This window comes from Streptomyces sp. NPDC088197 (genome assembly GCF_044741185.1).
Classification (GTDB): domain Bacteria; phylum Actinomycetota; class Actinomycetes; order Streptomycetales; family Streptomycetaceae; genus Actinacidiphila.
The window spans coordinates 394,994-414,959 of record NZ_JBIUSD010000002.1; the positions used below are offsets into that span (position 1 = coordinate 394,994).

The 19,966-nt window shown below is 70.8% G+C and carries 8 protein-coding genes and 1 tRNA gene; 2 read left to right on the forward strand and 7 right to left on the reverse strand.

Annotated elements, in window-relative coordinates:
- Positions 1-39: 39 nt before the first annotated feature.
- A tRNA-Arg gene (locus tag ACIOC1_RS06525) sits at positions 40-111 on the forward strand.
- A 329-nt stretch (positions 112-440) separates the two neighbouring features.
- Here the strand turns inward: ACIOC1_RS06525 and ACIOC1_RS06530 are convergent.
- Together ACIOC1_RS06530 and ACIOC1_RS06535 are read right to left on the reverse strand one after the other, a co-directional pair.
- A complete protein-coding gene (locus tag ACIOC1_RS06530) occupies positions 441-1,217 on the reverse strand; it encodes a hypothetical protein (RefSeq protein WP_401852344.1) in 777 nt (258 codons plus the stop codon).
- Positions 1,217-1,693: a SigE family RNA polymerase sigma factor gene (locus ACIOC1_RS06535; protein WP_355344230.1), complete on the reverse strand. Its 477-nt coding sequence runs from the start codon at positions 1,691-1,693 to the stop codon at positions 1,217-1,219. Before ACIOC1_RS06535 ends, ACIOC1_RS06530 begins: the two co-directional genes overlap by 1 nt.
- A gap of 366 nt (positions 1,694-2,059) precedes the next feature.
- Here ACIOC1_RS06535 and ACIOC1_RS06540 point away from each other — a divergent pair, with 366 nt between their 5' ends.
- Entirely contained in the window at positions 2,060-2,506 is a 447-nt protein-coding gene (locus ACIOC1_RS06540) for a hypothetical protein (RefSeq protein WP_401852346.1), read from the forward strand.
- 276 nt (positions 2,507-2,782) lie between these two features.
- Here ACIOC1_RS06540 and ACIOC1_RS06545 read toward each other — a convergent pair whose 3' ends face one another.
- The 5 genes from ACIOC1_RS06545 to eccCa form a co-directional block, all read right to left on the reverse strand.
- Complete coding sequence (locus ACIOC1_RS06545; RefSeq protein ID WP_401852348.1) at positions 2,783-3,211, reverse strand: hypothetical protein; 429 nt, start codon at positions 3,209-3,211, stop codon at positions 2,783-2,785.
- Between the two features lie 239 nt (positions 3,212-3,450).
- Positions 3,451-3,819, reverse strand: coding sequence for a hypothetical protein (locus ACIOC1_RS06550; RefSeq protein WP_401852349.1), 369 nt, complete (start codon positions 3,817-3,819; stop codon positions 3,451-3,453).
- 532 nt (positions 3,820-4,351) lie between these two features.
- Positions 4,352-5,236: an RICIN domain-containing protein gene (locus tag ACIOC1_RS06555; protein ID WP_401852352.1), complete on the reverse strand. Its 885-nt coding sequence runs from the start codon at positions 5,234-5,236 to the stop codon at positions 4,352-4,354.
- Positions 5,237-5,619: 383 nt separating this feature from the next.
- A complete protein-coding gene (locus ACIOC1_RS06560) occupies positions 5,620-15,516 on the reverse strand; it encodes a hypothetical protein (RefSeq protein ID WP_401852354.1) in 9,897 nt (3,298 codons plus the stop codon).
- Positions 15,509-19,906, reverse strand: a complete 4,398-nt coding sequence (gene eccCa / locus ACIOC1_RS06565; protein ID WP_401852357.1) for a type VII secretion protein EccCa — start codon at positions 19,904-19,906, stop codon at positions 15,509-15,511. Before eccCa ends, ACIOC1_RS06560 begins: the two co-directional genes overlap by 8 nt.
- Between the last annotated feature and the right edge of the window lie 60 nt (positions 19,907-19,966).

Genomic DNA, 19,966 nt, shown 5'->3' on the forward strand with positions numbered 1-19,966 from the left:
CCAGCCCACCTCCCCCAACCTGCTAATGTTCTTCCCGTCGCCCCCGTAGCTCAGGGGATAGAGCAACGGCCTCCGGAGCCGTGTGCGCAGGTTCGAATCCTGCCGGGGGCACTTCCGGAAACAAGGCTCTGACCAGCAGAAATGCCGGTCAGAGCCTTTCTTGTACCTGCCAAAAGACACACGGTCTTCTGACCTTTGCTCTTTTCGGGCCCGCTCGGGCCTCCCAGAGCCGGTGCCAACCGCCACTCCCCCATCTTTGCGCTGGTCAGCGGCCTTGCACGTCGAAGTGGACGGGGCGCACGGCCGGCGCTCGGGGCCGCTCGGACGGGCCGGGCGCCCGGCTGCCACTTCGTTGGGCAACCGCCCATGACCTGCCCCGATGCCGCGAGAGCCCTCGAAAACGCAAGCGGCGTTGGGGCGTTTGCGCATGACTTGAGTTGTTACAGGTGGTAGGGCTGTCCGGCCTGCGTGGGGGTGATCTGGTCGGTCGGGACCTCCTTGAGGGCGGCCATCACCTCGGGGTCGGAGACGAGGGAAATCAGTTGGGCAGCGGTAAGAGGCTGGCCCTTCTCCAGGGACAGCGTTTTGGGATTCACCGCCGTGGCGCCGTTGGACAGACCCCATGCCTGACCGTCTTGGGTGTATATCCGCACGGTCACGGTGTACCCGTCCTGTTGAGCGGCCGCTTCCCAGGCCCAGCCCCGGGAGCCGTCCGCCAGCGAGACGGGCTGGCAGTTGCTGTTGATCTGGGAATCGGTGCACGGGTTCTTCGCGCCTGCGAGGTTCTGCAGCCCGACCAGCGTCCCCAGTTCTGTCACCGTTCCATCGGAGCGCACCAAGTTGAAGTCACTTGGCCCGGAGCCGTCTTCGAGTGTCATTCCCGCCGGCAAGCGGCCGACCAGCGCCGCGCGCAAATCGGCGTGTGCCTTGTCGAGGTTGGCGCGGCTGTTGTCGTGGGGCGGGAGCGAGGGGGTTCGGGCCTGACCCGCCAGATCCGTTGTCACGCTCTGATCCTTCGAGCCTGCTTGGGCGTGCGTCAGGCTGTATCCCACGCCGAGCCCCGCAACGGCCAGGACCGCGGTGCCCAGCGCGACCTGTCGTACGATCGCGCGCCGCTGCTTCCTGCCTCCCCGGATGATCTCCTCCATGTCCGGTCCGTCGTCGGGCTCGGCGTTCAGGGCCTGCCGCATCGCGTTCTTCACGTCGTTCTCGTTCATCACCTGACGGTTCCTTTCTCCCCCAGCGTTTCCCGCAGCGCGGCCAGGCCTCGCGTCGCGTCCGATCGGACGGTGGCGGGTTTGCGGTTCACGATTCGTGCGACCTCGTCCACCGGCATGTCCTCCCAGTACCGCAGCACCACGACGGCGCGCTGTATCGCGGGCAGTGATTGCAGTGCGGTCAGCAGCGTCTGACGCAGTGCTATGTCGGTGTCGTCGAGGAGCTGGTCGGCAAAGTCTTCGGCGGGGAGTTCCCCTGCTGATCCTTTGCGTTGCCAGTCGATCCAGGTGCGGGTCAGTGTTGTACGTGCGAAAGCGTTGGCTCGGGCGGCCCGGCGTAGCGTCCACCAGCGGACGTACACCTTGATAAACGTTGCCTGCACCAGATCCTCGGCGGTGTGCCAGTCGCCGCACAGCCAGAACGCCGTACGCCGCAGCGCAGCCCATTCCGTGCGGGCGAACTCCTCGAACTCCACGCAGCTCCTCCTCGTCGAACATCAAGTAGACGAGACGTCATGGCCCCCGCGTTGCAGTTGCGGTGCGTCGGACTTACGGCTGTTTTCTCTTCATGGGCGACCGGGCTGCACGCCACGGGCTGCGCATCGATCACGGTCGACGTCGAGGTGCTGTGGCGCCTGCTTCCACCGGACAGGCCTGCGATGAGCATTCGTACCATTTGCGGAATTAGTCAAAAGCTGTGAGGCAGCGCCCAGGAGGCGCAGCCTCGTTCGGGGTGCCCCCGAGGCAAACCGATCACAGGACGTCGGTTCGACGGTTACCTTCTGTGCCTACGCATCCGCTTAATGGAGGTCTGCGTGCTCCGTCCCGCTCGTTTCGTTGCCGTGGCTGCCACCCTTGCGATGGCAGCCCTGACCGGGTGCTCCTCGTCCGGCTCGTCGGGCGCCGCGGGCAAAGGCTCGTCCCCGTCGACGGCGCCCTCGACTTCGTCCAGCGCGCCGACCGTCCAAGCCGCCCCCAGCTCGAAGGCGGACGTACGGATCACGAAGGCCGGGGTGGAGGACGACCCGGTGTGGGGGCCGCACGCGTACGTCGTGCACTACACGGTGACGAACCACGGGGCCGGTGCGGCGGACTGCTTCGCGCAGTTGGAGTTCCTGGACGCCGACGGTGACCACCTGGGGAACACGGGGATCACGGCTGACACGCTCGGGGCGGGCAAGTCCAAGACGGGCGACGCCGCGCCGCTGGACGTCGAGATCCAGAACGGGAAGATCGCCGATATCCGGTCGGTTCGTGTGACCGAGGTGGACCGTACGCCGTCGTCGTGACGGTCTCGGATCCGAGGTCGGTAGGTCGTTGGACCGCAGGTGACGGACGGATAGTTGGGGGCAGAGCGGCGTGACGGCGACGACGGATGATCCGTGGCTCGTGGATGCGATGTGGCGGGCGGTCGACTTGCGGGTGGCGTACCTCGAGGAGGACCGGGCTCGGGTCGTGAGCAGTCCGGCTGGCCTGGACGACGCCCGCCTGACGAAAGCTTCGCTTATCTGAAATGAACCAGAAACGCAACGAAGATAACCTCGCGGCGGGACTAGGATGTATTCTTAAAAATCGGAGGAATTTACTGCAACGAGGCCGAATGGCTCAAGAATCGGAATGAAAAACTTACAGTACCAGCCCAGATCGGCGAACTTAGAGGACTCCGAAATGAGCCTCTTGTTCACACTTTCCGAGAAAGTCACCCGAGAATGCCCCGGGGAGAACAGCAGGTCTCCACCGCTTTCAGAATTTCGAATCCCTACGGCAACTCCACTCACCGATCCGGAGATCCATGAATTCTCGATTAGGCACAGCACTGCATCCAGATCGGCGGAGTCAGCCCGGATCCAATCGTACAGATCATCCTCGGCATTTACAAAATACGAAATACCCTCACGATCAAACTCTACCCCAGCCTCTCGCAAACCACAGATGACCCCCTTAATGTCCAACGGGACTTCAAAGGTAAAATCGATCGACGATTCTCTACTCATACTTTATTAGCCACTCTCCTTCGGGATCATCTGCCACGGAATGCCCTTCTTTCGAGCCACGAGATAATGCCTTCAGACAATAATCCGGAATGTCCGCCTGTGCCATCTCCCAAAATTTACCGGATTTGGCCTCATGCCAAGTTTCCGCCCCAGTCACCTCGTCCGTAAATATACCGTCAAATTCTCGACCTCCTTACTTGAAATTCCTGCTCCCGCCAAGTTTCTCGTGAAGATAATTCTCATACTCCGGGCCATTTCGCTGGGCGGCTGCATCCCTGATTCGTGGGCTTCGTCGAAGGCTTGATTGAGGCCATCCCCGAGGGTTTTGGCGCCGTCGACGGCTTGGACGCCGCCGTAATCAACGGCAGCCGTGCTTTCCACGCCTGCGTCAGACGCTGGAGGTAGTCGTAGGTGAAGCACTGCGTGTCGGTTTTCGCGGCGCCGCCGCCGTCCTGTACGTCGCTGATGGACGTGATCTGCCCGGCCGGGTCATAGGTGTAGGCAGTTGCATCCACGTGGGTGGCGCCGGACTGCATATCCAGGGCGGTGTTCAGCAGCCGCCCGGTGGAGGCTTCCCAGGTCCAGGCCGGCCGACGCGCACGCCTCACGCAACGCGGCCAAGGTCGTATCGGCTGTGAACTCCGCAGCTCCGCCACCCGTTTGACCCTGGTCAGACACACCGGCTCACCCCGCCAGCAGCGTCAGCGGTGAGGTCGGGGCTTTGCGTATGTGCGGCCGGATGCGGCGGACCACGGCGGCCGTTTGCCAGTGATCGCAGGTCACGACGGGTCGGTGAACGTCTATCCAGGCCAAGGGGAGAAGGCTTCCGACTGGTCGAGACGGAACAGGGGACCGGGGTTCTCGGGTGCCCAGCCACGTGTGAGGGCAGCGCGCCCAGCCGAGGAGCTGGTCGTACGTCGGCCTGCGCCGCAGCCGCCACCGGTAGGTCACGCCGTCGACCACGATCCGTCGTGATCCCTTTTTCACCAATGTCATACGCACCCCCTCGGCAGCGCGGATGCTATCTGTTCACGCTCAACCGCCGCGATTGGATTCGGCGAAAGCTGACGGGGACCGCACCAGTTGTGCACCTCACCGGGGTGCGTTCACGCGTTGGCGAGGGAGGGGCGGGCGGCGGGGTCAGGAGGAGACGGGGTAGAGGAACCAGCGGGACTCGTCGTTGGTGCCGCAGGTGGCGATCATGAGGCGGCGGTCGGAGCCGCCGGGGCTGACGTTGCCGGGGCGGATGCAGAGGTTGCCGCTGATGAAGCTGCGGATGTGGACGGCGCTGTTGCCGACGGGTTCGAGCCACCAGAGCTGGTTGTCGGCGAGGGTGCCGTCGCAGTTGGCCTCGTTGAGGGTGGTGCCGGCGGGCTGGGGGCCGCGGTTGGGCATGTCGAGGCAGAGATCGTCCTTGGCGTTGACGAAGAGGACGAGGTCGGTGCCGCCGGGGCCCTTGCCGACGGGCTGGACGCGCATGTTCCAGATCTGGTTGTCGTTGCTCGTGCCGTCGCACTTGTGGGTGTTGACGGACCCGCCGACCTTGCCCGCGCCGAAGTAGGGGATGTCGGCGCACAGCGCCGTCGCGGCGTTCAGGAGCAGCGCGGTGGAGGGGTAGACGGCGATGGTCGGCGTGGGAGTGGCGGTCGCCTTCTCGGACCGCTTCGGCGAAGGCGTCGGCGAGTGGGTGGTGTGGACCGGCGCCTTGGGCGTGGCGGAGTGCGACGGCTTCGGCGTCGGCTTCTTCGCGGTCGGGCTGACGGAGCCGGTGGGGAGGTGGGCGAGCCGGTCGGCCGCCTTGGTCTGCGCGGCCGTGAGCTCCTTCGCGTCCTGGTCGGCCTGGTGGCCGCGCCAGGCGCCGATCCCCATGGTGGCGCCCGCGGCGAGCGCCAGTACGGCCGTGGCGCCCGCGACCCTGGAGCCCAGCCGGGAACGCTCCCCCGGCTGACGGGCACTGCTCGTGAGCACCTCGACGAACCGTGCCCGCCGCCGCCGCTTCGCCTCGTCCTGATCGGTGTCGCTCAACGCCCGTTCCCCACTCGCCAAGAGTCCAACAAAGAGATGCCCATCGCTCAGACGCACATGAAGGCCCTCAGGTCACACCCGGCCAGTCAAGCACCAGGACCGATGCCAACGGCCGCCCCCGAAACCGGATGGGCACGGAATGGGCACGACATGAGCAGAAGGACCGGCGGGACGGCGCCGCCCGGCCCGGTGCGGCGTCCACCGGCCGCGTGTCGTGCGCGACGGCGCCCGTACCGCTTGGTGACCGGAGTCCCCCACTCCCCTTGCGCACCACGAATATCACACGGCGCGTGCACCCCGCTACGGCGGTTCCTCTCGCGGATCCGGTGCCGGTGCGGGCACCGGATCCGCCGAGGTGTCCGGGGCGATCGGCGCTCTCGCCCTCACCGCCTCGTGGCCGGGCGCGGTTCGGAGCCGAAGAAGACCTCGGGCGCCGGTTCCCCGCTGGAGGCGGCCCGGTGCCGCGGGCCACTAGCCGTACCGAAGCCGAGTCGCAGCGGCGCGGACGGGGACGAGGACGGGACGGTGGCCGCCACGTGCCGGTCGGGCGCAGAGGACGCCGGGGCAGGGGCCGGAGCCGGGGCCTGGTCCGAGGCCAACTCCGGTGCCGACAGCGGCGATACGGGCGGTACGGGCCGCTGCTCCGGTACGCCGCCGACGGGCTCGGTCGCCGCCCACCGCGCGGTGTACGGAGCGGGGTCCGCCTGTTGGAAGAGCAGGACGGGGCGGCCGTCGTCCGGTCCTGTCGTCCAGGGGGTACCGTCCGGCGTCAGTACGGTGACCCGGAGCCCGAGCACGGGTGCGGCCACCGCGAGCACGAGCCAGTCCGCGTCATCGGAGCCGGTCCCCGTACGTACGGCTTCGACGGCCGCTTCCTCGGAGCCGACGAGCGGCGCCGTCCGTCCGGGGGCGGTCAGGCCCGTGAGCGGCGGCCACAACCGCCGCTCCCCCGGCGGCCGTTGCGCGTCGGTCACGAGCGCGTCGGCCAGGGTGTCCCGCAACTCCTGCGACCCGGCGGGCCGTCCGTGCCCCACGAGCCGTCCGCTCTCCGCTGGCGCGACGGCGGTCAACGCGTGTGTCACCGCGTCCCCTTGGTCGAGGATGTACAGCGGCGCCAGCCCGCGCTCGGCCAGCCGGTCCTCCTGCGAGCGTGCGGGGGCCGGGAGTTCGGGGGCGGCGTGCGACGGACGTACGGCCACGGGCATCGCCGGTGCCGCTGGTGCCACGGGCGTCGCCGGTGCCGCCGGTGCCACGGCTTCGACCGGTACCGGACGGGACACGGGCGCCTGCTCCGTGTCAGGAGCCTCGTACGTGACAGGGACCTCGTACGTGACATGGACCTCGCCCGCCGCCGGGGCCTGATCCGTAGCAGGCTCCTTGCCCTTCCCCGGCGGAACGTCCGCGCCCGCCCGCACGCGCGGCGCCGCGAAAGAGGTGCCGGTACGAGGCGTCACGGGAACGTGGACCGCCTCGTCCCCCGGCAGGGCAGGCACCATGTGCAGGCCGTCGCCGGAGAGCACCGGCACGTACGCGGTCGCGGACGGATCGAACTCGTCCCATACCTCGGCGACCTGCTCGATGTTCCCGACCTCGCCGATCCAGCCGCTGTCCCCGTACATGATCATGCCGGTCGGCGTGTGGATGAAGTCGTCACCGAAACTGACCCAGCCACCCGGAGACAGGACCGTGCCGTCCGGCAGCCTGATCCAGCCGCCCGGATCGACCTCGTACCCCAACGGCCGTGACGACGACGGCGTGTCGGCCGGAGGCAGCGGCAGGTCGAACACCGCGAACTCGCCGGGCCCGTCGGCCGTACGCGGACCCGCCGCAGGAGCGGGAACCCGCACCAGACCCGTGTCGGAGCGCGGCTCCATCAGCGTGACCACCCGCCCGATGCCCCACTGCTCCCGGATCGGATCGATCCCCACGTCCGGCGAACCGCCCCGCGCTCCCCACCGGTTGCCCGGCAGATCCCACGATCCGCTCGGCCGCCCCGCCGAACTTCCCGGCCGACCCGACGACCCGCTCGGTCGGCTCGACGACCCACTCGGTCGACCCGACGACCCGCCCGGACGGTCCCAAGACCCGCTGGGCCGGCTCGAAGACCCGCTGGGCTGGCCCGACATACCGCTCGGCTGCCGTGACAGTCCGCTCGGCCGCCCCGAGGACACGCTGGACCGCCGCGACAGCCCGCCCGGCTGACTCAAGGACACGCTCGGCCGCCGCGACGAACTCCCCGGGCGGCCCGACGACCCTCCCGGCCGACCTGACGAACCGCCAATCGGCCGGTTCGAGCCCGGAATTCGAGGGTGCCGGTGCGCGAAGTAGACGTCCCAAGCGTGCCCGGGCGGATACATGTTCCGGACGGGCGACGGCATCGCGAGGTCCTGGTACATGTTGTACAAGCCCTCGTACTGACTGGCCGCGACGGGCGTGCCCGTGAAGTCCATGATGTTGAGGATCGCGCCCGTGTCGATCTGGCTGAGACCGACGTTCAGGTAGTCCACCCCGTCGTGCGGGAGCGGAACGGCCCTCGGGGTGATCGACGGCGCGTTGCGCGGACCGACCAGGAACGGGAAGGGGAACGCGGGGTCTCCGGCGAAGATCGGAGTCGCGTTCACCTCCCACGGGTCGAGCAGGACGATGTTGCGAGGCCGCTCGGGATAGCCGACCGCGATGAACACGTGGTCGGTGTACGGCGCGATGGCGTGCAACGGGTGTTCGCCCGGGTGGAGGTTGAGCGGCACGTGCCAGATCCGCATCCCCGGGGGCAGCTGCCTCCGGTTCAGGAGGACGTAGGTCAGGGCCGCGTGCTCACCGCAGTTGCCGGTGTTGACCAGCGACGCCTGGGCCGCGCTCTGCCCCAACGACTCCTGGATAGTGCGGGGTTGAACGCGGGGCACCTGACGGGCCAGGTGGTTGCGCACCAGGAGCGCCCCGCCCGTCGCCGCGACCGAGGACGCCTGATTCGACTGGCCTCCGTGCAGGATCTCGCGTACCCCGGCGAAGATCTCATGGCCGAGGTCCATCAGCCACAGCTCGTTCTGCAAAGGCTCCGACGGGAGCATGTCGGGCGGAAGGGGATCGCCCATCCCCACCCGCCGCCCGCCGCGACTCGCCGCCTCGGCCGCGTCCCGTTGCGCGTAGTAGTTGGTGTGCCACTGCACGGACTGACGGTTGAGCCGCTCGATGGCGAACCACTGCTCGGGCGCCATGCCGGGCGGCGGAGCCGTCGCGGTCGGTACGTAGAAGGGGGCGGGCTGCCAGCTCGGCAGGCGGGGTGAGGGCGGCGCGTCCGCCATCTCCACGTCCTCCGGCTCGAAGGAGCGCGCAGGCGGCCGACTGGGCCCCGCGGTCGGCGGATACGGCTGCCTACTCGACCCTGCGGTCGGCGGGTACGGCTGCCGACTCGATCCGGCGGTGGGCGGGTACGGCTGTCGGCTCGATCCCGACGACGGCGGATACTGCTGCCTGCTCGATCCCGACGAGGGGTACTGCTGCCTGCTCGGCTCGGCGAAGGAGGACTCCCTGCTCGGCCGGCGGGTGAACCCGGAGGAGGGGTAGGACAAGACGCCCGTCCGCCGGACCGACCCGGAGGAGGGATAGGACCGGCGGCTCGACCGGCGACCGGAAGACGACACCGGCGGCCTGCTCTCCTCCCTCGGATCGGTGTAGACCGTAGTCCTGGAATACCCTCCCGAACCCGAGTACGACGATGACCCGCCCGGGAGCGACATCGGACGACCGGTCACGATCATCTGCGCGATGGCCTGGCCACGCGGCCGCAGCGGCATACGCTGCCGCCAGTCGGGCAACTGCGCGTGCAGCTCCGGCACATCGGCCACCGTCACCGGCGGATGCGTCGCGTCCAGCCGGTGCAGTTCCGTGTTGATGTCCTGGGCCAGGACCACCTGATCGAATTCACTCAGGCCGGAACCGTGGCCGGACGTCCCCTGCGCGGGAGGCGACGGCACGGCGGACGGCGTCGGCGCCATCGGCCGGGCGACGGGCACCCAGGCCGCCGCGGGCGTCTCGTCCCAGCCGGAAGTCCCCTCCGTCGCGGGCTCCTTGCCCTTGGCGGACGGACCCGGTGCACCGGATGTGCCCGATGTGCCCGCCGTGCCCGATGTGCCGGTCGGCACGGGGCCACGGGGCCGCGGCGTCTCGGAGCCGGGGTGCGCGATCGGGGCCGCCGCCTGCGTCTCCGAGTCGGTACGGGGCCGCAGCGGGATGTGCACGGCCTGGTCGCCGGGGTGTACCGGCACCATGTGCAGGCCGTCGCCGGAGGGCACCGGCAGGTGCGGGGCCGCCGACGGGTCGAAGTGGTGCCAGGTCTCGGCGATCTGCTCGATGTTGCCGACCTCGCCGATCCAGCCGCTGTCGCCGTGCATGATCGCGCCCGTGGGGGTGTGGATGAAGTCGTCCCCGAAGCTGACCCAGCCGCCGGGCGACAGCACGCTGCCGTCCGGCAGCCTGATCCAGCCGCCCGGATCGACCTCGTACCCCAACGGCCGTGACGACGACGGCGTGTCGGCCGGAGGCAGCGGCAGGTCGAACACCGCGAACTCACCAGGTCGACCGGTCGTACGCGGACCGGCCTCCGGGGCAGGACCGCGCACCAGACCCGTGCCGGAGCGCGGCTCCGCCAGCGTGACCACCCGCCCGATGCCCCACTGCTCCCGGATCGGATCGATCCCCGTGTCCGGCGAACCGCCCACCGTACGGGCCGGGCCGCCCGGCTGGTCCCACGGCATGCTCGGCCGACGCGACGAGCCGCTCGGCCGCCGTGAAGAACCGCTGGGCTGACCCGAAGAGCTGCCCGGCTGGCGCGATGAGCCGCTGGGCCGACGCGAAGAACCGCTGGGCTGACGCGACATGCCGCTCGGCTGCCTCGACGGCCCGGCCGGTCGACCCGAAGAGCTGCTCGGCCGGCTCGACGAACCGCTCGGCCGGATCAGGCCGGGCGGCTGACCCGACGGACCACCCGGCCGGATCAGACCCGACGGCTGACCCGACGAACCGCCCGGCCGGATCAAGCCGGGCTGCTGGGGGTGCCGGTGCGCGAAATAGGCGTCCCACGCGGGGCCGGCCGGATACATGTTCCGGACGGGCGCCGGCATGGCGAAGTCCTGATACATGTTGTACACCCCCTGGTACTGGCTGGCGGGGAGAGGCGTACCGGTGAAATCCATGATGTCGTGGACTTCGTGCCCGATATGACGATGGCCGATGGCCAGGTAGTCGATTCCGTCATTCGGCAGAAGAACGGCCCGCGGGTTGATCGACGGCGCATTGCGCGGACCGACCAGGAACGGGAAGCGGAAAGCGGGATCCCCGGCGAAGATCGGAGTCGCGTTCACCTCCCACGGGTCGAGCATGACGATGTTACGGGGCCGCTCGGGATAACCGACCGCGATGAACACATGGTCGGTGTACGGGGCGACGGGGTTGTCGCCGCGTTCACCCCGGTGCAGATTCAGAGGCACGTACCAGATCCGCATGCCGTCGGGCAGCCTGTGCCGGTTCACGAGCGTGTAGGTCAAGGCCGCGTGCTCACCGCAGTTGCCCGTACCGGTGATGGATGCCGTGGCCGCGCTCTGCCCCAGTTGTTCCATGGTATTTCTGGGCTGCTCCCGGGGAGCGACCTGCCGGGCCAGGGAAAGGCGAATCTGGAGCGCCCCGCCCGTCGCCGCGACCGAGGACGCCTGATTCGACTGGCCCCCGTGGAGAATGCGGCGTACGTCGGCGAAGACCTCATGACCGAAGTTCAACAACTCGATCTCGCGCGGCAGCGGCTCGAACGGCAATGTGTCGTGCGGAGAGACCGGAATTCCCTGATTCCGCAGGTTCTGGCGGATCGCCTCCTCTTGAAGGCCCATTCGCCGGTAGTAGTCGGTGTGCCATCGCTCGGAGATCCGCTGGGCCTCCAGGATGTCGTGCCAATGCCTGTCGGAGATGCCGTGGGGCCGGACCGTCGCGGTCGGCGCGTAGAAGGGGGCGTGCTCCGGGGGCGGCGCGTCCATCATCTCCACGTCCCCGATGTCAGAGACGGGGGTGCGCGGTCGGCTCGAACTCGGCGGCGGGTACGGCTGTCGGCTCGATCCCGACGGCGGCGGGTACGGCTGTCGGCTCGATCCCGACGGCGGCGGGGCGTACGACTGCCCGCGCGACCCGGAGCTGCTGGGCTGCCTCCTCGGCGCGGGGGCGGGCGGCGCGATCGGTCGGCGGCCGAGCCCGGAGGAGGGGTAGGACAGCAGGCCAGGCCGCTGGACCGACCCGGGGGAAGGATAGGACCGCCGGCTCGACCGGCGCCCGGAGGACGAGACCGGCGGCCTGCTCTGCTCCCTCGGGTCGGTGAAGACGGACGTCCTGGAATATCCTCCCGAACCCGAATGCGAGGACCCGCCGGGGAGCGACAGCGGCTTGCCCGTCACCATCGTCTGCGCGATCGCCTCACCGCGTGGCCGCAACGGCATGCGCTGCCGCCAGTGGGGCAGTTGGGCGTGCAGCTCGTCCACGTCTCCTGGGCGGACCGGAGGGCGGCGTGGATCGAGCCGGTGCAATTCGCGGTTGATCTCGTGCGCCAGGATCACCTTGTCGAATTCGCTCAGACCGGGACCGTGGCCCGACCCCTCCTGCTCGTGCGGCTGTTCGCCCGGCGGCACGTGCTGCGAGGGGGGTGCCTCTTCCGATGCGGGCTCCTTGCCTTTGCCCTTGCCCTCATCGGTCGCGGGCTCCTTGCCCTTGCCCTTGTCCGACGAGGCGGGGGCCGGCTCGGTGGTGGTCTCCGACGTCGACTTGCCGTTCTGGGGCTGCTTGCCCTCCTTGCCGGAGGGAGCGGGCGACTTGGGCTCGGGGGCCACCGTGGTCGGCGGGGCCTCCTTCGTGTGCGGTGCGGCGGCCGGGGGTTCCTTGCCGACCGGCGGTACGGTCTGGCCGCCGTCGGGCCGACTGCCGTTCCCGGAACCGGAGTCCTTACCGGAACCGGGCTCGTGCGGCGGCGGCGCGGTCTCGATCTGCGTGTGGCTGCTGTTGCCCTGGTTCGGACGCAGATTGCCGGGGCCGTCGCCCGAACTCCCGTTGCCGGAGTTCGACCGCCCGCCCGGTACGTCGTCGAGCGTCGCAGGACCGTCGTAACCGGGGCCCTTGCGCGTCGGCTGCTTCGGCGCGGGCGGCAGCTTCGGTCCGCCCCCGTGCGAGCCGTCGCCCCGGCTGCCTGAACCGGGCGGCTTCCACAGGCCGTTCGGGTCCGGGATGCCGCCGCCCAGGCGGTGTCCCGGATTCTCCATCGGATCGGAGCTGACGGGCTTGGACGACGTTCCGGATGACGTCCCGGACGATCCGCCCCGACCCGGCTCCTTCCAGCCCGAATCCGGCGCGGGCTTCGCGCCGCCCAAGGTCCGGCCGGGATTCGCCATCGGGTCGGAGTGCGACTCCGGCCCGCCGGAACCCTGCGGCTTCGTCTCCGGCGCGGGGAACGGATTCTCACCCGGACCACCCAATCGACGCCCCGGATTGTCCATCGGATTCGGACTCAACGGCACCGGCGACGACTCAGAAGAACCACCCGAACGCGGCTCCGTGCCCGGCACCGGCTTCCCACTGCCCAAGGTCCGGCCGGGATTCGCCATCGGGTCGGAGTGCAACTGCGACTCGCCGGAACCCTGCGGCTTCGACTCCGGCGCGGGGAACGGATTCTCACCCGGACCACCCAACCGACGCCCCGGATTGTCCATCGGATTCGGACTCAACGGCACCGGCGACGACTCAGAAGAACCACCCGAACGCGGCTCCCTGGCCGGTACCGGCTTCCCGTCACCCAGCGTCCGACCGGGATTCGCCATCGGGTCGGGGCCGGTGCCGCTCGAAGCCGGGGGCTTCGATGTCCCGCCCTGACGGTTCCCGCCCTGGGAGTTTCCGCCCTGCGGATTCCCGCTCTGGTGGTCGCCTCCCTGCGTGTTGCCGCCCTGGGAATTCCCTCCCTGCGGGTTCCCGCCCTCCTTGCCGGAGGGCACCGGCGGTTTGGGCGCGGGGGCCACCGGGGTCGGCGGGGCCTCGCCCGGAGGCGGTGCGGTCTCCGTCGTCTCCTTCCGGGGCGGCGGCGCGCTCTGGCCGCTGTCGGAGTGACTGCCCTTGCCGGAACCGGAGTTCGTGCCGGAACCGGGCTCGTGCGGTGGCGGCGCGGTCTCGATCTGCGTGTGGCTGCTGTTGCCCTGGTTGGACCGCAGATTGCCGCCGCCGTCGCCCCAGCCCGCCGCGTCGCCGCCGTTCTGCCGCCCGCCCGGCTTGTCGCCGAGCGTCGCGGGCTGGTCATGGCCGGGACCCGTACGCGCCGGGGCCTTCGGCGCGTACGGCGCCGTCGATCCGTTGTCGCGCGGACCACCGCCTCGGTTGCCAGAACCCGGTTCCTTCCAGAGGCTGTTGGGGTCCGGCTTGTCGCCGCCGAGGCGGTGCCCCGGCCCGTCCATCGGATTCGACCCGCCCGGCCCGCCGGGCTTCCCTTCGGTGCCCGATCCGGACGATCCGTCGGAGCGGCCGTGGGAACTCGTCGCGGGATAGTCGTAACCCGGCCCGGTCGGCTGCGCCTTCGACGGACCGTTGCTGCCCGGCGCGTCCGGATTCGGCTCCTTCCAGAGGCTGTTGGGGTCCGGCTTGCCACCGCCGAGGCGGTGCCCCGGCCCGTCCATCGGGTTGCCGGAGCCCGAACCGTCGGGACGGCCGTGGGAACTGGTCGCCGGGTGGTCGTAACCGGGCCCGGTCGGCTGCGCCTTGACCGGCCCGCCGCCCTCGGCCTTCGTGCCGGGGCCGGGGAACGGATTCTCGCCGGGACCGCCCAGCCGCCTGCCCGGATTGTCCATCGGATTCGGGCTCAGCGGCTTGGCCGACCCACCGGACCCCTTGGATCCGTTGGACCCGTTGGAACCGCTCGAATTTCCGGAACTCTCGCCGTACGGGCGGTCCTTCACGCCGTGCGGGTTGCCGGGCGGAGCGCCCAGCGTCCTGCCCGGGTCCTTCGCACCTCCCGGTGAGCCGTCGCCCTTGCCCGACGAACCCGACGACTCGTTCGAACCGCCGTCACCGTACGGGCGGGACGTCACCCCGTGCGGGTTGGCGGGCGGAGCGCCCAGCGTCCTGCCCGGATCGGACTCGCCCTTGCCCGACGAACCCGATGAACCCGATGAACCGGACGAGCCCGACGACCCGTTCGAACCGCCGTCGCCGACCGGACGGGTCTTCACCCCGTACGGATTGGCCGGCGGAGCGCCCAGCGTCCTGCCGGGGTCCTTCGACCCCCCGGCGGAGTCGTCGCCCTTGGGGGCGGGCGCGCCGACGTCGCTGCTGTGGTGGCCGCCGCCGGGTCCGCTGTTGGTGCCGCTGAACTCGCCGCCGGAGGAGTTCTTGGTGACGATCGGTCCCGAGTCGGGGGCGGGACCGCCCTTGCCCGATCCGTCGGTGATCGGCGTCGCGTGGTCGCCGCCGCCGATCCGCGACGGGGGCGGACCGATCGGGGACTTCCCGCCGCCGCCACCGCCGCCCAGCGGTTTGCCGCCGATCGGCGTGGGAGGCGGAGGTGAGACGGGCGGTGGGGCCCCGGTCTTGGGGCCGGAGCCCGGCTTTCCCGGACGCGGGGTGTAGTGGAAGGCCCCGAGCCCGCCGCTGATGCCGCCGAAGGCACCGCCGATGCCCAGGCTCCACGCCTCCATGCTCCAGTCGACCTCGTAGTCGGTACCGGCGATGTCCGCGCCGATCTTGCCGACGGCGATGTCGAAGGCGAGGTTGGACGCGGCGCCGATGACGGCGCTGCCGGTGATCTCGATGACCGCGGTGGCCACCGAGCCGATCCGGGCGGCCATCTGGGCCATGATCGGGATCAGCCGGGCCAGCAACTGGCCGATCATGGCGAGCAGTCCGCTGAGCAGCGGGCCGAGGGCGAAGAACACGGCGCCGAGCAGGGCGCCGAGGATGTCGGCCCACATCGCGGCGTTGAGCTTCTTCGCGTACTCCGCCGCGGCCTTGTGCAGTTCGTCGGCGTAGCGGTTGATCGTCTGGCCGATGGTCCAGGCGGTCTCGGCGGCGCTGTCGATGGTCGGGGCGACGCCCTCCTGCCAGGCCAGGCGCGCTTCGTCACCGGCTTTGCCGGTCATGCCGAGCTCGGAGACGTAGCCGTTGACGGCGACCTTGCGCTCGTGGAGGTCGTCGCCCATCCGGATCCAGGCGTTGCCCAGTTCGTAGATGTCGTCGAGCTTGATGGTGTTGAGTACGGAATCCGCGTCAGCCATGGTCGGGGCCGCTTTCCTCGGGCGTACCGCTGCTACTCGGACGGGTGCTGTTCTCGGGGCCGCCGCCCAGGCGGGTCACGGGTCCCGTGACGTACCGGGCCACGTCGGGCTGCCTGGCGGCGGGTTCGGGGGACCCCGGATCGTCGCCGTGCCCCGCCACGACGCCCGCGGGCACCGGCTCGGCGGCGGGGCCCGGTACGTTCACCGGCTCGCCGCCTTCACGAAGAGCCGTTCCGCCAGGGCCCGTTACGCCAAGGCCCGGTCCGTCAGGGGCCGTAGCGCCAGGGCCCGTTTCGCCAGGGCCCGTTTCGCCGGCGGCCTCCTCGCCCAGCTCGTCGATGGCGACCTGGACGATGGCGGGGACGGCGGAGCTGCGCCGGATCAGCGTGCCGCGGCCCGGCTGACGCCGGTAGGCGCGCTGGTCGCCGATCAGGACGCCCTCGCGGTGGTCGCCGGACAGCAGCAGCCCGTCGGTGCCGATCTCCTTGAGCTTGCTCAGCAGGGGGTCGGACAGCAGGGCGCGGCTGGCACCGCCGACGCGGCGGGCGAGCACGAGGTGGAAGCCCAACTCGGCGGCCTGCGGGATGAATTCGGCGAGCGCGGCGAGCGGGCCGTGGCCCATGGTGCCCGCGGCCAGGTCGTAGTCGTCGGCGACGACGTACAGCTCGGGGCCGTGCCACCAGTCGCGCGCGGCGAGTTGGGTGGCGGTGACGTCGGCGGGGGGCATCCGGGTGCGCAGTGTCTCGGCGAGGGCCTGCGCCTGGGCCGCGACCAGGTCGGCGTTGCCGCCGCGGGCGCCGATGTACTCGTCGGGCACGGTGCCCAGCAGGCTGTGCCGGTAGTCGACGACCATGAAGCGCAGGTCGCGCGCGCTGTGCCGGGCGGCCAGGCCGCGCATCCAGGCGCGCAGGAACGCGGTCTTGCCGGAGCCGGAGTCGCCGAAGACGACGAAGTGCGGGGCGTCGGCGGTCAGGTCGAGGCCGACCGGGCGCTGGTCGGACTCGCGCAGGGCGATGGGCACTTCGCGGGCGCCGAGGGCGGGGCCGTGGCCCTCCCAGCGCTCGGCGGGCGGCAGCGCGGCGGCGGCCGTCAGCTCGCGGACGGTGATCCGCGCGGGCAGCACGCGCAGCGCCGGGGCGGCGGGCCGCCGCCAGCTCTCGGCGAGCCGGGCCACCAGCGCCTGCCCGGCCTCGGCGAGCCCTTCGACGCTGTCGACGGCGTCGAGCCGGGGCAGCGCGATGTGGTGGGTCAGGCCCGCGGCGGCAAGGCCCCGGCCGGGGATGCTCTGGCCGAGCGCGCGGGCGGCGGGGCGGCTGATCTCGGACTCGGTGGGGTCGTTGAGCCGCAGTTCGAGGCGGCCGGGGATGCTGTCGCGCAGGCCGATCCGTACCTCGGCCCAGCGGTTGGCGGTCAGCCAGAGGTGGACGCCGACGCCGAGGCCGCGGGTGGCGATCTCGGTGAGGGTGACGACGGCGTTCTCGTCGGTGGTGTGCAGGGCGGCGAGGTTGTCGACCACCAGCACGACGTCGGCCGACCGTACTCCGTCGGGGACTTCGCCCGCGGCGCGGCGGGCGCGCAGTTCGGCCGCGGACTGGATGCCCAGGTCGCGGAACATCTGCTCGCGCGCGGTGACCAGGCCGGTGATCTCGGCCAGCACCCTGCGGACCCGCTCGTCGTCGCGGCGGCCCGCGATGCCCGCAACATGCGGTGCGTCGCCGAGGCCGTGCAGCGAGCCGCCGCCCATGTCGATCCCGTAGAACTGGAGCTCGTCGGGGGTGTGGGTGAGCATGGCGCTGAGCATCGCGGTGCGCAGGAAGGTGGACTTGCCGCTCTGCGGGGCGCCGACCAGGGCGATGTGGCCCTGACGGCCCGCCAGGTCCAGTACGAGGGGCTGCTGTTCCTGCCGGGAGGGCACGTCCAGCACGCCGACCGGGAACTTCAGCTCGCCGGAGTACGGCCACAGGGCGCAGCGCAGGCCCAGTTCCGGGTCGGCCTCCGGTTCGCCGAGCAGCGGGTCGAGGGTGAAGCGCGGGGGCAGCGGCGGCAGCCACACCTGGTGGCCCGCGGTGTCCTTGTCGGCCAACCGCTCGACGGCGAGCTGGAGTTCGGTCGAGCCGCCCTCCGGGTCCCAGTCCCAGCCGGGCGTCTCGGCCTCGTCCGCGGCGAGCGGCGCGAGGTCGCCGTGCACGGCGAAGGGCACGGGTTCCAGGGCCGGTCCCGCGCTGTCGACGTCGTGGTCCTGGTAGGGCGCGGAGACGTACGCGACGCGGAAGCGTTCGTAGACCGACTCGTCCACCTTGAGGTAGGCGGAGCCGGGGATGGCGGGCAGCGTGTACGCGTCGGAGGTGCCGATGACGGCGCGGGACTCGGCGGCGCTGAAGGTGCGCAGGCAGATCCGGTACGACAGGTGGGACTCCAGGCCGCGCAGCCTGCCTTCCTCCAACCGCTGGGTGGCCAGCAGCAGATGCATGCCGAGCGAGCGGCCGACCCGGCCGATCTGCACGAACAGGTCGATGAAGTCGGGGCGTTGGGAGAGGAGTTCGCCGAACTCGTCGACGATGATGAGCAGATAGGGCAGCGGCTCCAGCGGTTTGCCGTTGATGTCGGTGGCGCCCGCCGCCTGCCGCAACTGGTATTCGCGGACGGAGTCGACGTTCCCCGCCTCGCGCAGCATCCGCTGCCTGCGCTGCTGTTCGCCGCGCAGCGCGTCGCGCATCCGGTCGACGAGCGCGAGGTCGTCGGCGAGGTTGGTGATCAGGCCGGAGACGTGCGGCAGTTCGGTGACGCCCGCGAAGGTGGCGCCGCCCTTGAAGTCGACCAGGACCAGGGCCAGGTGCTCCGGCGCGTGGGCCATGGCGAGTCCGGTGACCAGGGTGCGCAGCAGTTCGCTCTTGCCGGAGCCGGTGGCGCCGACGATCAGTCCGTGCGGGCCGATGCCGCCCTGCGCGGACTCCTTGAGGTCCAGGGTCAGCGGTTCGCCGGTGCCGGTGACGCCGATGGGGACGGAGAGCAGTTCCCTGTCGTCGGGTGCGCGGCGCAGGGCGGCCGGGTCGAAGTGGGCGATGTCGGGGACGCCGAGCATGTCGGAGAGGGAGACGTGTTCCGACAGGACCTGTTCGCGCTCGCCGGTCAGCCGCAGCGGGGCCAGCGAACGGGCGGTGGCCTCCAGGACGCCGGGCGCGACCTCGTCCACGACGGCCTGCTCGACCGGGGCGTGCAGCGCGGCCGTACGGCCTTCCAGCGCGAGGCCGCCGCGGGCGTCCGTGCGGGCGCGTACGTCCACCCGGCCCGGCTCGGAGCCCTCTTCCTCCACCAGGCACACCACGTGCACGCCGAGGTCGGGGCCCGCTTCGGTGAGCAGGTCGGACAGCAGCGCCGAGCGGGCCCACGGCGCGTCGGGCTCGTATCCGTCGAGGAAGACCACCACGTGACTGCGGGGCCTGGTGTCGCGCTGGGAGATCAGCCGGGCGTTGCGCTCGGCGCGGGCGGCGACCGCCCGGTCGAGGGTGGCCTGGAGGTGGTCCTGGAGTCCTGCGAGGTCGTCGGCGAGCAGCGGCACGACTTCCTGTTCACGGCGCTGGGCCTGGTCGGGCTGCTGGGCGTGCGGCAGCCACTTGGCCCAGTCCCAGTCGGAGTTGCCGCCGGTGACGACGGCGATCCGCACGTCGTCGGGGGCGTGCAGCACGGAGAGCTGGAGCAGCAGGGTCTGGGCGAGCTTGCGGGTGCGGTCGCGCGGGCCCAGCAGGCTCACCACGCCCGCGGCGCGCAGGTCGAGCCAGGCGGCCTGGTCGGCGACGGTGCCGTGCGCGCGGACCAGTTCGGCCGCGGCGTGCTGGCAGGGCGTGTCGACGTCGATGGTCGGGTCGTTCTGCCCCGGCATCTGGAGTGCGTCGGCCGCCGCCACCGTGCCGGTGCCGAGCCGCAGGTGCAGGAAGTCGTCGTCGCCCGGGCGGCGTTCCCAGACCCGGCGGCGGCGGGTGGCGATCGCCCAGAGCCGGTCCGGGTGCGGGTGCCGCCAGGCGTCGGCGGCGCGCTGGCCGAGCTGGGAGCGCATGACCTGCTTGCGCACCCCGGCCAGATACTCCAGGTACCGCTCCCGCTGCCGGTACTGGTTGCGGCGGCGGTGGCTGCGCAGTTGCATCCGGACGCCGATGGTGATGCCCACGGAGACCACGACGAAGGCGATGCCCAGCAGGATCATCCACGCCTTGCCGTAGGCGATCATGTACGCGGCCATGCTCATGCTGGACAGCAGGGGCAGCAGGAGCATCAGCCAGCCCGCGGCGCCCTGCGGCTGTGGCCGCTGGGGCAGGCCGGCCAGTTTCGTCCGGCCCTCCGGCATCGGCGGGGGCGTGATGCGGACGGGGCGGTGGAAGGGGATTCGACTCACGATGGCTGCCTAGCGGGCTGTCGGGGCGGTGGGGGCGAGGTGGCGGGGGCGGTGCGCCGG